The sequence below is a fragment of the Bradyrhizobium cajani genome (assembly GCF_009759665.1).
In the GTDB taxonomy this organism is placed as follows: Bacteria; Pseudomonadota; Alphaproteobacteria; order Rhizobiales; family Xanthobacteraceae; genus Bradyrhizobium; species Bradyrhizobium cajani.
Genome location: NZ_WQNE01000037.1, coordinates 17,074 through 30,072 on the forward strand (window position 1 = coordinate 17,074; position 12,999 = coordinate 30,072).

Annotated in this window: 13 protein-coding genes; 6 read left to right on the plus strand and 7 right to left on the minus strand. The window is 65.3% G+C overall.

From position 1 onward, the window contains the following. Positions 1-109 precede the first annotated feature (109 nt). Entirely contained in the window at positions 110-1,438 is a 1,329-nt protein-coding gene (locus GPL20_RS32015; protein WP_157335328.1) for an MFS transporter, read from the plus strand. A gap of 262 nt (positions 1,439-1,700) precedes the next feature. On the opposite strand, the gene GPL20_RS32020 is transcribed toward GPL20_RS32015, so the two are convergent. Together GPL20_RS32020 and GPL20_RS32025 are read right to left on the minus strand one after the other, a co-directional pair. Beyond that, a complete protein-coding gene (locus GPL20_RS32020) occupies positions 1,701-3,191 on the minus strand; it encodes a M48 family metalloprotease (RefSeq protein ID WP_488226135.1) in 1,491 nt (496 codons plus the stop codon). 35 nt (positions 3,192-3,226) lie between these two features. Further along, positions 3,227-4,078, minus strand: coding sequence for a thermonuclease family protein (locus tag GPL20_RS32025; RefSeq protein WP_157335330.1), 852 nt, complete (start codon positions 4,076-4,078; stop codon positions 3,227-3,229). Positions 4,079-4,324: 246 nt separating this feature from the next. On the opposite strand from GPL20_RS32025, the gene GPL20_RS32030 reads away from it, so the two are divergent. From GPL20_RS32030 to GPL20_RS39065, 4 genes are all read left to right on the plus strand, one after another. Continuing rightward, positions 4,325-5,530 carry an ABC transporter substrate-binding protein gene (locus GPL20_RS32030; protein ID WP_157335333.1) on the plus strand — a complete coding sequence of 402 codons (1,206 nt, stop codon included), beginning with the start codon at positions 4,325-4,327 and terminating at the stop codon, positions 5,528-5,530. Positions 5,531-5,644: 114 nt separating this feature from the next. After that, a complete protein-coding gene (locus tag GPL20_RS32035; protein ID WP_254125462.1) occupies positions 5,645-6,436 on the plus strand; it encodes an enoyl-CoA hydratase in 792 nt (263 codons plus the stop codon). Between the two features lie 2 nt (positions 6,437-6,438). After that, positions 6,439-7,188, plus strand: coding sequence for a VOC family protein (locus GPL20_RS32040; protein WP_167533311.1), 750 nt, complete (start codon positions 6,439-6,441; stop codon positions 7,186-7,188). A 108-nt stretch (positions 7,189-7,296) separates the two neighbouring features. After that, complete coding sequence (locus tag GPL20_RS39065) at positions 7,297-7,461, plus strand: hypothetical protein (RefSeq protein ID WP_167533307.1); 165 nt, start codon at positions 7,297-7,299, stop codon at positions 7,459-7,461. A gap of 227 nt (positions 7,462-7,688) precedes the next feature. Here GPL20_RS39065 and GPL20_RS32045 read toward each other — a convergent pair whose 3' ends face one another. The 3 genes from GPL20_RS32045 to GPL20_RS32055 are packed head-to-tail and all read right to left on the minus strand — an operon-like array spanning position 7,689 to position 10,788. Next, a complete protein-coding gene (locus GPL20_RS32045) occupies positions 7,689-8,507 on the minus strand; it encodes an enoyl-CoA hydratase/isomerase family protein (RefSeq protein WP_157335338.1) in 819 nt (272 codons plus the stop codon). Between the two features lie 39 nt (positions 8,508-8,546). Further along, positions 8,547-9,707 (minus strand): acyl-CoA dehydrogenase family protein, encoded by a 1,161-nt coding sequence (locus GPL20_RS32050; RefSeq protein WP_157335340.1) that lies wholly within the window; start codon positions 9,705-9,707, stop codon positions 8,547-8,549. Between the two features lie 16 nt (positions 9,708-9,723). Then, positions 9,724-10,788: an acyl-CoA dehydrogenase family protein gene (locus GPL20_RS32055; protein WP_254125460.1), complete on the minus strand. Its 1,065-nt coding sequence runs from the start codon at positions 10,786-10,788 to the stop codon at positions 9,724-9,726. 250 nt (positions 10,789-11,038) lie between these two features. Between GPL20_RS32055 and GPL20_RS32060 the strand changes: the two genes are divergently transcribed. Continuing rightward, positions 11,039-11,824: an SDR family NAD(P)-dependent oxidoreductase gene (locus tag GPL20_RS32060; protein ID WP_157335342.1), complete on the plus strand. Its 786-nt coding sequence runs from the start codon at positions 11,039-11,041 to the stop codon at positions 11,822-11,824. Between the two features lie 134 nt (positions 11,825-11,958). Here the strand turns inward: GPL20_RS32060 and GPL20_RS32065 are convergent, their stop codons facing one another. Beyond that, the gene (locus GPL20_RS32065) at positions 11,959-12,231 is read right to left on the minus strand and encodes a GlsB/YeaQ/YmgE family stress response membrane protein (RefSeq protein ID WP_157335344.1); all 273 of its coding nucleotides are present in this window, start codon (positions 12,229-12,231) and stop codon (positions 11,959-11,961) included. Positions 12,232-12,271: 40 nt separating this feature from the next. Then, positions 12,272-12,865 carry a YidB family protein gene (locus tag GPL20_RS32070; protein WP_157335346.1) on the minus strand — a complete coding sequence of 198 codons (594 nt, stop codon included), beginning with the start codon at positions 12,863-12,865 and terminating at the stop codon, positions 12,272-12,274. Positions 12,866-12,999: the final 134 nt, after the last annotated feature.

Below are 12,999 nucleotides of genomic sequence, written 5' to 3' on the forward strand. Positions count from 1 at the left end.
GGACAATTTGTCCAATGTTGCAGTGCGGAATGTTGGGTCAGAGAAGCCTAGATTGCCTGGCTCCCGCCGGGCGGTCGGCTTTGGTTTTCAGGACGTTAAGGGCGCACGAATGGCGACGGCACAGACCCCCGCAATGGCAGACCTCCACTCGGGCGAGCATGGCCATGACCAGGCCAGTCCCGGCGAGATCGCCATCGGCGTCATCATCGGCCGCACCTCCGAATTCTTCGACTTCTTCGTGTTCGCGATCGCCTCGGTGATCGTGTTCCCACGCCTGGTCTTCCCGTTCACGAGCGAGCTGACCGGTACGCTCTATTCCTTCATGATCTTCGCGCTGGCCTTCATGGCCCGGCCGATCGGCACCGTGATCTTCATGACGGTCGACCGGAGTTACGGCAAGGCGGCCAAGCTGGTCTCGGCACTGTTCCTGCTCGGCACCGCCACCGTCGCGCTCGCGTTCCTGCCCGGCTATCACGACATCGGGAGCGCCGCGATCTGGCTGCTGGCGCTGGCGCGTATCGCGCAGGGTCTGGCCTGGGGTGGCGCCTGGGACGGTATGGCCTCGCTGCTGGCGCTGAACGCGCCGCCCTCCAAGCGCGGCTGGTACGCGATGGTGCCGCAGCTCGGGGCCCCGCTCGGGCTGATCGTTGCGAGCGCGCTGTTCGCCTATTTCGCCGGCAACCTCTCGGCCGATGATTTCTTCGACTGGGGCTGGCGCTATCCGTTCTTCGTCGCCTTCGCCATCAACGTCGTGGCGCTGTTCGCGCGCCTGCGCATGGTGACGACGGAAGAATATGCCTCGCTGTTCGAGACCCGCGAACTCCAGCCCTCGCGCATCTCCGAGACGGTCGCGCGCGAAGGCCAGAACATCATGCTCGGCGCTTTCGCGCCGCTGGCGAGCTTCGCGCTGTTCCACATGGTCACGGTGTTTCCGCTGTCCTGGGTGTTCCTGTTCACCCGCGAGAGCCCGGTGCGCTTTCTGATCATCGAGATCGTCGCCGCCGTGTTCGGGGTCGTTGCGATCGTGCTCTCCGGCATCATCGCCGACCGCGTCGGCCGCAAGTCGCTGCTGATGGGATCGGCGATCGCGATCGCGATCTACAGCGGCTTCGCCCCGCAGCTGCTCGACGCCGGCGCGTTCGGCGAGACCATCTACATGGTGATCGGCTTCATCCTGCTCGGCCTGTCCTTCGGCCAGTCCTCGGGCGCGATCGCCTCGAATTTCAGGCAAGCGTATCGCTACACGGCTTCGGCGCTGACTTCGGACATGGCCTGGCTGTTCGGCGCCGGCTTTGCTCCGCTCGTCGCTCTGCTGCTCGCGACCAATCTCGGCGTCATCGCCTCAGGTGCGTATCTGCTGTCAGGCGCATTCTGGACGCTGCTCGCGCTCTGGCTCAGCGGCCAGCGCGAAGCGGGCGATATGGATGCGGGCAGATAGGCACAAACAGCCGCCATAAGGCAGACTTGTAGGGTGGGCAAAGGCGCGGAGCGCCGTGCCCACCATCTTTCAACGATCACGATGGGGAATGGTGGGCACGCTTCGCTTTGCCCACCCTACGGCAGTTATGCTTGCCCGACGACGGCGGAGCTTGTGGCCGTAGCCCGGATGGAGCGAAGCGTAATCCGGGTAAGTCTATCCGCGAGGGGCGATTCCCGGATTGCGCTGCGCTCCATCCGGGCTACGACGCGCGCTTAGCGCCTCAATCCGCCACGATCTTCACGCGGTCGCGCACCTTGACCTGCGCGGTGCGATCGAGGCCGTTGAGCACGCGGAAGCGTTCGGCGGGGTGATCGACGCCGGCCATGCGGTGGGAGAGCGATTCCACGGTGTCGCCGGGCTGCACGGTGATGACCTTGATGCGCAGCGGGCGCGCGGCCTGGATCTCGTCGAGCGTCAGGCGGCGGAATGAGTTGACGGTCTCGCGCGCGTTACGCTCGCTCTCGGTCGATTTCTGCCGTGCCGCGAAGATGAAGCGGTAGACGTCGCTGCCGAAGCGAAGCGCATAGACCTTGAACTGCCACTGATCGCCCTTGGCGGTGGCGGAGGCGGCCGGGAAACCGTTGATGGTGAGGTCCTCGGTGGAGGCCTTCTCGACGCCTTCCATCCAGCCGGAGTTCAGGTAATCGCCGAGCGACTGCTCGGCCGGCACCCGCACGACGTCGAAGCGCATCGCCTGCGAGCCGCCGTCGCGCACGCCGATCACCGCCTGCGCGGTGTTGTCGAGCGTGAAATTGTCCGGCGCCTGGAAGGTGAAGCCGAGCTTGGGATGCAGGAAACGCCGGCCGCGAACGAAACCTTCGCTGGGGTCTTCGCCATAGACGAGGTTGTCGATTGCGGCCAGATAGCTTTCGCGGTCGCGTTCGGCGCCCTCGGGCGCAGCATATTGCCGCGCAATGTTCTGCGCATTCTGCACGCGCTCGGGCGTTGCCGGATGCGACGAGGTGAAATCCTGCGCGCGCGGATCGAGCGAGGTCTTGCCGGCTTTCAGCTCGGCATTGCGCTCCATCGCCGAAAGGAACCGGGCAGCACCATACGGATCGAAATGCGCCTTGGCGGAAATGCCCACGCCAATGCCGTCGGCCTCGAACTCCTGATTGCGCGAGAAGCTCGCCATGGTGAGCTTGGTCTTGGCGAGCGCAAGCGCGGTGAGATCGGGGTCGTTGCTCATGTCGGTGACGACGCGGGTGACGATTGCGGCCTGGCGGGCCTGGTCCTCGCGCATCGCGGCGTGCTTGGACAGCACATGCGCCATCTCGTGGCTGAGCACGGACGACAGTTCCGACGTATCGCTGGCAAGCGCGAGCAGGCCGCGCGTGACATAGAGCTGGCCGTTCGGCAGCGCGAAGGCGTTCACCGCGCCGGAATTGAGGATGGTGACCTTGTAACCCTGGTCGGGGCGGTCGGATGCCGCGACCAGCCGGTCGACGGTCTTGCTGACGAGTGATTCGAGCCTGGGATCGTCATAGGTGCCGCCATAGCTGGCCAGGATGCGCTCGTGCTCCTTTTCGGTGGCGGGGGTCTGCGCGACAGCCGGCTTGGGCTTGGGCATCGCGACGGCGGGCGGGGCCGCCGCGGTCTGGAACCGGCCCATGTCGCCGCAGCCCGCAAGCGCCGTGCCCAGCACGAGGCATAGCGCCGCCGGCGCAGCCCGCAGGCGGCGGCGTTCACACCTCTCGTGCCCTTCTAGCACCCCATTCACGTCGCTTAACCCGTGCCTGGCCCGTTTTAGGGCCTTACCCCTGTCGGCTCGTTTGTGCCGAGCAACTCGACTTGTCCCACGAGGCGCACATCGATACGCGGCCCCGCATCCCCCTCGACCCAGCCTCGGACTCGAATACGCCTATTTTCCAAAGACTTAAGGGCAATCCCGGCGCCCTCGAATGCCGGTAACGTGCGCTTTGAAATAGTCACGGCAAAGCCGCGTGTCCAGTTCCGTCCGAAGTTGAGGTAGGTCATTGCCCCAGCTTGCCGGACCGACAGGACTTTGCCCTCGACCACCATAAAGCGCCCGATCCCCGCCAAAATATCGTCCGGACTTTCCGCGTTTTTTATGGCCGACAGGTCAGCCCAATTGCCCTTTTTTTGGCGCCGGGCCTCGGCTTCGGACGACATCAGGGCGGCCGCGCAGTCCTTGTCGGCGATTTCCGCGGAGACGATAGCGTCGCCCTGGGCGAGGAGCATGGCCTGCACCGGGATGTCGGCCTCGCCGACGAAGACCAGCGCGCCCTGGCGGCCATAGCGGTCGGGTGTGTCGTCGGTGCTGCGGAGGGTCACGTCGCGTCCGGCGAGCAGCGATGCCAGCGCCTGCTTCGTCGTCGCCGTCGGCTCGATTCCGGTGAGGCGGATCTCGCGGCCGTCATCGAGACGGACGCTGCGCGCATCGACGATGGCGACGACGCGGCCGTCGCCTTGAGACTCGAACTGACACGGGCTCGCGAGCGCGGTGTGACTCGCGACGAGAAGAATTGCGACGGTGAGATGAAGCAGTCGCGTCACGTTGCCCGGAGAGGTTGCGTTGCGCTTCCGTCTTAACTCAAGCGCGGCGGGATGCGAAGATGCTTCGTCACACTTCGTCATTGCGAGCACAGCGAAGCAATCCAGAATCCCCTCCGCGGAAAGACTCTGGATTGCTTCGCTGCGCTCGCAATGACGTGGAAGCATTTATCCGCGCCTGACCATTCCGTTTTGCGGAAAACGTGCGCGATCATCGTGCTCGCATAAGGTCGCTCGCGCTTGCTGCGCTCTCGCGCATGCGGCATGATTGCGGCAAGAGAAATAACCAAGCCGCCGTCAGAGCAAGGCGATCAAGGGAGGTCTTTTTCGATGAAGAGAATTTTGCCGGGCATTTTTGCCGCAGCGTTTGCCCTCGGTGCGAGCGCCGTGCAGGCGGAGGACAAGCCGCCGCTCAAGATCGGCGGCATCCTCGACATGTCGAGCCTCTATGCCGACATCACCGGCCCCGGCAGCGAGACCGCGGCCAAGATGGCCGTGGAGGATTTCGGCGGCGAGGTGCTGGGCCGCAAGATCCAGGTGCTGGCGGCAGATCATCTCAACAAGGCGGACCTGTCCGCCAACATCGCCCGGGACATGCTCGACAACCAGGGCGTCGAGATGATCTACGACGTCGCGGCCTCCGCGACCGCGCTTGCCGCCGGCGAGATCGCCAAGGCGCGCAACAAGATCATCATCTTCAACGGCCCGGGCTCGATCCGCCTCACCAACGAGGCCTGCGGTCCCTATACCGTGCACTACGTGTTCGACACGTTCGGCCAGGCCAACGTCACCGGCCTTGCCGCGGTGAAATCCGGCCTCGACACCTGGTTCTTCCTCACCGCCGACTACGCCTTCGGCCAGGACCTGGAAAAGGACACCAGCAACGTCGTGACCAAGACCGGCGGCAAGGTGCTCGGCGCCGTCCGCCATCCGCTCAACACGTCCGATTTCTCGTCGTTCCTGCTCCAGGCCCAGGCCTCCAAGGCCAAGGTGATTGGCCTTGCCAATGCCGGTGGCGACACCGTCAACGCCATCAAGCAGTCGGCGGAGTTCGGCATCACCAAGGGCGGCCAGAAACTGTCGCCCCTGCTCGCCTTCGTCACCGACATCGACTCGATCGGGCTGGAGACCGCGCAGGGCCTCTTGCTGGCGGAGGCGTTCTACTGGGACATGAACGACGAGACGCGCGCCTTCTCGAAGCGCTTCCAGGAGCGCGTGAAGCGGCCGCCGACCTCGGCGCAGGCCGGCGTCTATTCGTCCGTGACGCATTACCTCAAGGCGGTGAAGGCGGCCGGCACGACCGATGCCGCCGCCGTGATGAAGGTGATGAAGGAGACACCGATCAACGACTTCTTCGCCAAGAATGGCAAGATCCGCGAGGACGGCCGCATGCTCCACGACATGTATCTGTTCGAGGTGAAGAAGCCGTCGGAGTCCAAGGGCCGCTGGGACGACTACAAGCTGCTCGCCACCGTTCCCGGCAGCGAGGCGTTCCAGTCGCTGGAGCAGTCGCGTTGCCCGCTGGTGAAGAAGTGACGCGAAGCGTCATCCCGGGGCGCGAAGCGAACCCGGGATCTCGAGGTTCCGGGTTCGATGCTTTGCATCGCCCCGGAACGACGGAGATGAGCAACAACTAGAGGGAGACGTCCTGTGAGCAACGACATGGTCCTGCAGAAGCTCGAAGGCGGGCTGCTCACCATCACGATGAACCGTCCCGAGCGCAAGAACGCGCTCAACCCGGACATGGTGCGCGGGCTGGTCGAGGCTGCGCGGCGCGCGGCTGACGATCCGGAGGTGCGTGCGGTGCTGTTCAAGGGCGCCGGCGGCTCGTTCTGCGTCGGCGGCGACGTCAAGTCGATGGCGGAGGGGCGGGCGCCGCTGCCGTTCGAGCAGAAGCTCGCAAACCTGCGCCGCGGCATGGAGGTCTCGCGCATCCTGCACCAGATGCCGAAACCCGTGGTGGCGCAGCTCGACGGCGCAGCGGCCGGCGCCGGTCTGTCGATGGCGCTGTCCTGCGACCTGCGCATCGCCTCCGAATCCTGCAAGATCACCACTGCCTTCGCCAAGGTCGGCTTCTCCGGCGATTACGGCGGCACCTATTTCCTCACGCAACTGCTCGGCAGCGCGCGGGCGCGCGAGTTGTACCTGATGTCGCCGGTGCTGACCGCGAAGGAGGCCCACGCGATCGGCATGGTGACCAGGGTCGTGCCCGACGCCGAGATCGACGCCGCCGCGCACGAGGTCGCACTGTCGCTGGCCCAGGGGCCGTCGATCGCGCTCGGCTTCATCAAGCGCAACATCAACAATGCCGAGCATCTGGCGCTGGAGGATTGCTTCGATGGCGAGGCGATCCATCACACCCGCTGCGGCGAGACCGAGGACCACAAGGAGGCGGCCAAGGCCTTCGTCGAGAAGCGCAAGCCGACCTTCAAGGGCGCATGACGATGGCACCCTACATGCGGCTGCGGCAGATCTGCCTCGTCGCGCCGCAGCTCGCGCCCGTGATCTCCGACATCGCCGAGATCATGGGCCTCGCTGTGTGCTATCGCGACGGCAATGTCGCGAAATACGGCCTGGAGAATGCGCTGCTCCCGGTCGACACGATCCTGCTCGAGGTGGTCGCGCCCTTCAAGGATGGCACCACGGCCGGCCGCTTCATCGAGAAGACCGGCGGCCGCGGCGGCTACATGGCGATCTTCTGCTGCAACGATCCGGATGAGCGCGGCCGCAATGCCAACGCGATGGGCGTGCGCACCGCCAACGTCATTGACCATGCGCCCTATCACGGCGTCCAGCTCCACCCCCGCGACTGCCGCGCCGCCTTCATCGAGTTCAACCACACCGAAGGCAGCGACGACGTCCTGGGCCCCTATCCTCCGGCGGGTCCGGACTGGCAACAATTCATCCGCAAGGATGTGACGCAGGCGCTGACGGCCGTGGAGCTGCAGAGCCCGGATTCGCAGGGTCTGGCCGAGCACTGGGGCAAGATCATCGGCATTGCGCCGAGCGGCAATGCCGAACTGAAGTTGCCCAATGCAACCTTTCGCTTCGCCAAGGGCGCCAGCGAGATCATGAGCGCGCTGGAATTTCGGGTGGCTGATGTCGCGCAGGTGCTGCACGCCGCCAAGGCGAAGGGGCTCGCGGTGGCCGGGAACGAGTTTTTGCTGGGCGGAGTGACGTTCCGGGTGAGTTGATCGTTATCCGTCACCCTGAGGTGCTCGCCTCTTCGGCGAGCACCTCAGGATGACGGGTAGAGAGTGAGTGCGGAACGGCTGAAGAAAGACAAAAGGGATTACCCGGCCATGCCGCATCCGCTCGACAGCTTCTTCGCGCCCGCCAGCATCGCGCTCATCGGCGCCTCGCGCAATCACGAGAAGATTCCGGGCATCGAGCTCAACCCGGTGCTGGTGCACGCCGAGGGACAAGGCGTGACGATCGTCGATGCGCTGGTGGTGGGACGGAAGTAGCTAATTAGCCACAACCACCGCCGTCGTCCCGGACAAGCGCGCCTCAAGCGCGCGCCGATCCGGGACCTCCGCGCGAGCGCTTGCGCTCGTCGCGATAACCACAGGATTTGGTTTTGCGAAGACTCGTGGTTGCCGATTTTGCGTTACAACCGCTCCCTGTGGTTATGGGTCCCCGCGTTCGCGGGGACGACAGGGGAGAATGTCGCGGCGCCGGAGTAAAACGTTGACTACCTTCCCCTGAAATTCGCCGCCCGCCGTTCTTCCGTGGCCTTCACGCCTTCCTTGAAATCCTCCGTCGCGCGCAGGCGGGTCTGCTCGGCGAGCTCGTGATTGGTCGCGGCCAAGACGCGATCGGCGAGGCTGGCGCGCATCGTGGCGCGGGTCGAGAGCAGGCCTAGCGGCGAGCATTCGGCGATCTCGCCGGCGAGCTTCATTGCGGCGGCCTTCACCTGGTCCTGCGGCACCAACTCGTTGGCGAGGCCCCACTTGACCGCTTCTTCGCCGGTAACGCGGCGGCTGGTGTAGAACATCAGCTCGGCGTTGTTCTTGCCGATCAGCTCCGGCAGCGTCACGGTCAGGCCGAAGCCGGGATGGAAGCCGAGCTTGGTGAAGTTCGCAGAGAAGCGGGCTTCGGGACAGGTCACGCGGAAATCGGCCGAGACCGCGAGGCCCAGGCCACCGCCGATGGCTGCGCCCTGCACGGCCGCGACGATCGGCTTCTTGGCGCGGAAGATGCGCACGGCCTGGATATAGAGATGGCTGATCGGCCCGAGGTTGTCGGCCGGATCGCCCTTGGCGGTCTTCTCGGCCTCGCGCGCTTCCTGCGCCTGCCGCGCCGGATCGCCAAAATTGGCGCCGGCGCAGAACGCCTTGCCCTGTGCCGACAGCACGGAGGCGCGGATATCGATGTCGCGATCGAACTCGTCGAGCGCGTCTGCGATCTGGTTGATCAGCGAGATGTCGAAGAAGTTCAGCGGCGGGCGGCGTATCTCGATGGTGCCGACGTGCCCGACCTTCTCGACGCCGATATCTTTAAAGGTGCTCATGATGTCCTCGATGAGTTAGCGCAGGCCAAGTCCGCGCGACTAGCGCAAACCAAGTCCGCGGGCGATGATGCCGCGCAGCACCTCGGTGGTGCCGCCCTGGATGGTGAGTTTCGGTGCGGTCTTGATCGCGAAGTCGAGCTGCCGCTCCAGCGTCTCGCGGTTGGTCGCGGTCTCCTCGACGAAAGCGGCGAGATCGCGCACGCGGTGCGGCAGCTGCTGCTCCCAGACCGTGCCGATGTCCTTGACGATGGAAGCTTCGACCACTGGCTCCTTGCCGGCTTGCAGCATGCCCGCGACCGAGACCGACATGCGCCGCATGGTATGGAGCTGCGCCACGAGCCGCCCGATGCCTTCGGCGCTGCGCGTATCCGGATTGGGGCCGACCGCGCGGACCAGTTCGGTCAGCACGTAATAGGTTTCCAGGAAGCGTTCCGGGCCGGACCGCTCGTAAGCAAGCTCGCTCGTGGCCTGCTTCCAGGCGCCGTCGACCTCGCCGAGCACGTGATCGTCGGGAATGAAGTGGTCGGTGAAGACGACCTCGTTGAACTCGTACTGGCCGGTAATCTGGCCGATCGGGTTCACCTTGATGCCCGGCTGCTTCATCTTGACCAGAAATTGCGTCAGGCCGTGGCGGCGATTTTCCTTGGTCGGCGGCGAGGTCCGGAAGATCGCGATCATGTAGTCGGCGATATGCGCCGAGGAGGTCCAGATCTTGGTGCCGTTGATGAGATAGCCGCCGTCGGTCTTGGTCGCGCGCGTCTTGGCGGCGAACAGGTCGGAGCCGGAGTTCGGCTCGCTCATGCCGATGGCAAAGCAGATCTCGCCGCGGCAGATGCGCGGCAGGATCTCCATCTTGATGTGTTCGGGCGCGTATTTCAGCAGCACCGGCCCGCTCTGGCGGTCGGCGACGAAGAAGCGCCGCGTCGGCGCATTGGCGACGCGCATCTCCTCGGTCACGACGTAACGTTCGAGGAAGGAGCGCTCCTGCCCGCCGTATTTCTTCGGCCAGGTCATCCCCAGCCAGCCCTTGGCGCCGACCCGTCGGGAGAATTCCGGCGCGTCGGTGTCCTCGCGGTTCGGCTTGTGCGGATCGAAGGTGCCGGCGGCGATTTCCTCGGCTAGGAAGGCGCGCACTTCCTTGCGCAATTGCTCGCACTTTTCCGGCAGGCGGATCGGATCGAAACGGAGGGCCGCGGTCATGTGTCTCGTTCCCTGATCAGCGTGAAGCCACGAGCGGCCACAATTCGTCGGCGCCGCGATGTGCGACCAGTTTGCCGAGCTCGACGGCCCAATGGCTTTCCGAGCCGAAATCGTCGCGCCAGGCCAGCGCCCGCAGCGAGTAGCGGTGCAGGATGTGCTCCATGGTGAAGCCGATCGCGCCGTGCACCTGGTGCGCAATGGCGCCGCCTTTTTCCGCCGCTTCCGCGCAGCGGATCTTGGCCGAGGCGGCTTCGAGATAGACCTCGTCGTCAAATGCCTTGGCGTTCGCGATGGCATCGGCCGCCGATGTCGCGGCCGCGAGCGCCGCGGCGGACTCGCCGGCGAGGCGGGCGAGGTTGTGCTGCACGGCCTGGAATTTCGAGATCTTCTTCTCGAACGCGACGCGTTCGTTGGAGTAGCGTACGGAGATGTCGAGCATGGACTCCAGCGCGCCCGCGATCTGGAGGCTGCGCGCGACGCCGCCCAACAGCATCAGCGTGGTCTGGTCGAAACCCTTCGGCGCGGGCTTGAGGGTGACAGGCTGGACCTTGTCCAGCGTGACGGTGTCGCTGTGATCGTAACCGACATTGAGACCGGCCTCGATCCGCGCCTTGGCCGCATCGACCAGCGCGATGGAAACACCATCCTTGCCGTGCGCAAGCACCGCAAAATGCTTCGCCGCCTTGGCGAACGGCACGCCGCGGGTGCGGCCTGAGAGCGAACCGTCGGCATCGAGGGTGATGCGGTCCTTTGGCGAGGCCGGCAGCACCGTCATCTCGCCTTCGGGGGAGGCGATCCTGGCCTGTGCCAGCAGCCAGCCCGCCAGCATGGTCTCGGCCAGGGGAACTGCGACGGCGAAACGGCCGGCGGCGTTCAGGAGCGCAAACCCGTCGGCGAGGCTCGCGCCGGAGCCGCCGAGATCGTCAGGCACCCAGGACAACGGCAGACCGGCTTCGCTCAGCGCCTGCCACAGCGGCGCCTGCCAAGAACCCTTCTTGTCGTTGTTGATGGTTTGCGGATCGGCGAGATCGGCGAAGATTTTTTCCGCGGTCTCGACGACGATATTGTCACTCTCCGCCACAGCGTTCCCCGTGTTTTACCATTGGCGCGTCCTGCCAGGTCAAGCGGGCGCGCAGGTTCTTCTTGCGCCCGATGATCGGAAAAAGCCATGGCCCTGACAAGCGTTGATCGCAGGTCAACCTGCGGGGCAGGCATGGGCGATAAGCTAATTCCGCTTAGCGGAGTTTGCTCGATTTGCAGCGCGCGGCAAACTCGCTAAACAAGGCCAGCTACCTAAGGCTTGCGTCAGATACAGGGGAAGGACATCAGGGATGGCAAAGGACAGCTTGTGCGCAATCGTAACGGGGTCCGCATCCGGCCTGGGTGCTGCGACTGCGGAAATTCTCGCGCGGGGCGGGGCGCGCCTCGTCATCAACTATTCGTCGAGCCAGAAGGAGGCCGAGGCCACGGCAGAGCTCTGCCGCAAGGCGGGCTCGCCGGAAGTTCTGGTCGCGCAGGGCGACGTTTCCAGGGATGAGGATTGCCGCAAGATCGTTGCGGCAGCCAGCGGCTGGGGCCGGCTCGATATCCTCGTCAACAATGCCGGCACCACCAAGCATGTCGCGCATGCCGATCTCGACGGATTGTCGGCGGAAGATTTCCAGCGGGTCTATGGCGTCAACACCATCGGCCCGTTCCAGATGGTGCGCGCGGCGCGCAGCCTGCTGGAAGCCGGCGCGAAGGCGTCGGAGCGGCCCTCCGCCGTCGTCAACGTGTCCTCGGTCGCCGGCATCAGCGGCGTCGGCTCGTCGATCGCCTACGCCGCGAGCAAGGGCGCACTGAATACGATGACGCTATCGCTGTCGCGCGCGCTGGCGCCGCTGATCCGCGTCAACACGGTGTGCCCCGGCTATATCGATACGCCCTGGTTCACCAAGGGCCGCGGCGAGGCCGGCGCAAAGCAGGTGCGCGACAGCGTGGTGGCGAAGGTGCCGCTGAAGGTCGCTTCAAGCGCGGAAGACATCGCGCAGCTCGTCTGCTTCCTGGCGATGCCGGCCTCCAGCAACATGACCGGCGAGGTCGTGCGCATGGATGCCGGGATGCATTTGATTACGTGACGCTCGTCATTGCGAGCGAAGCGAAGCAATCCAGAAAGCGTCCGCGGGGACAGGCTGGATTGCTTCGTCGCAAGAGCTCCTCGCAATGACGAAGTCTGAGGCGGCAGTGTGCCTCTATCTGACGGCCTGTGCCGTCACCCCTTGATCACACCGCTCGCCACCAGCCGGTGCCAGATGAACAGCACCACCACCGCGCCGACCGTGGCCATGATGAAGCCCGCGCCCTGGTCGGGACTGTAGTGACCAATCGACTGGCCAACGAAGGTCGCCAGAAACGCGCCGGCGATGCCGAGGACGGTGGTGAGGATGAAGCCGCTCGGGTTGTTCGGTCCGGGCGCGAGCCAGCGCGCGATGAGGCCGGCGATGAAGCCGACGACAATGATCCACAACAGGCCGCCGAAACTCATGACAGTGCTCCCCTTCCTGAATTCGTAGATCAGACTTCTACTAAATTCTGCCTGACAGTTCGTTCTCCGTCGGCAGCCTTCCGTCCGGGGTCAGGTGATCGATCACCTGCGGCAGGTACTGGCTGAGGCCGGAGAGCAGCTCCTCGCGCGACAGGCCGCTCTGGGCGGACAGGCTGTCGATCTGGTCGGCGCCGAGCGCGCTGGCGAGATCGCCGGGGGCGATCGGCTTGTTCTCGCCCTTGCCGACCCAGGAATTCGCGGCGTCGCCATGGCCGCCCTGCTGGAGCTGGTTGAGGAGATCGCCGAGCCCGCCGCTGAGTACGGTGCCGGCCGCGCCACCCGCGAGCAGGCCGCCGAGGCCGCCCTTGAGCAAATCGCTGAGACCGCCGCCGCTGCCGGGAAGCGTGGTGTTGCCCGTATTCACCGGTGTCGGAGGCGGTAGCGGCGACCGCTGCTGCGGCGCCTGCGCCGCGCCGGGCTGGCCTGCCGTCAAATGCTTGAACGCCTTCCAGGCGATCAGGCCGAGCAGAGCCATGGTCATCGGCGACATGCCGCCGGAGGATTTCTCGGAGCTGGGTGCGCTGGGGCCGCGCGGGCCATTCTGCATGCCATTGAGGACGTCGAGTAGACCCATGGTGCTCTCCTTTGGCGTCTCGTTCGGCGAGCGTTCGCCGCTGACATCGCCCCCGGGGCGAAAACATATGGGGCTCTCATGACGGTTACAAGGCGGACCCGTCGCGATGGGCAGCTGGCCCCGCCTCTGCTATC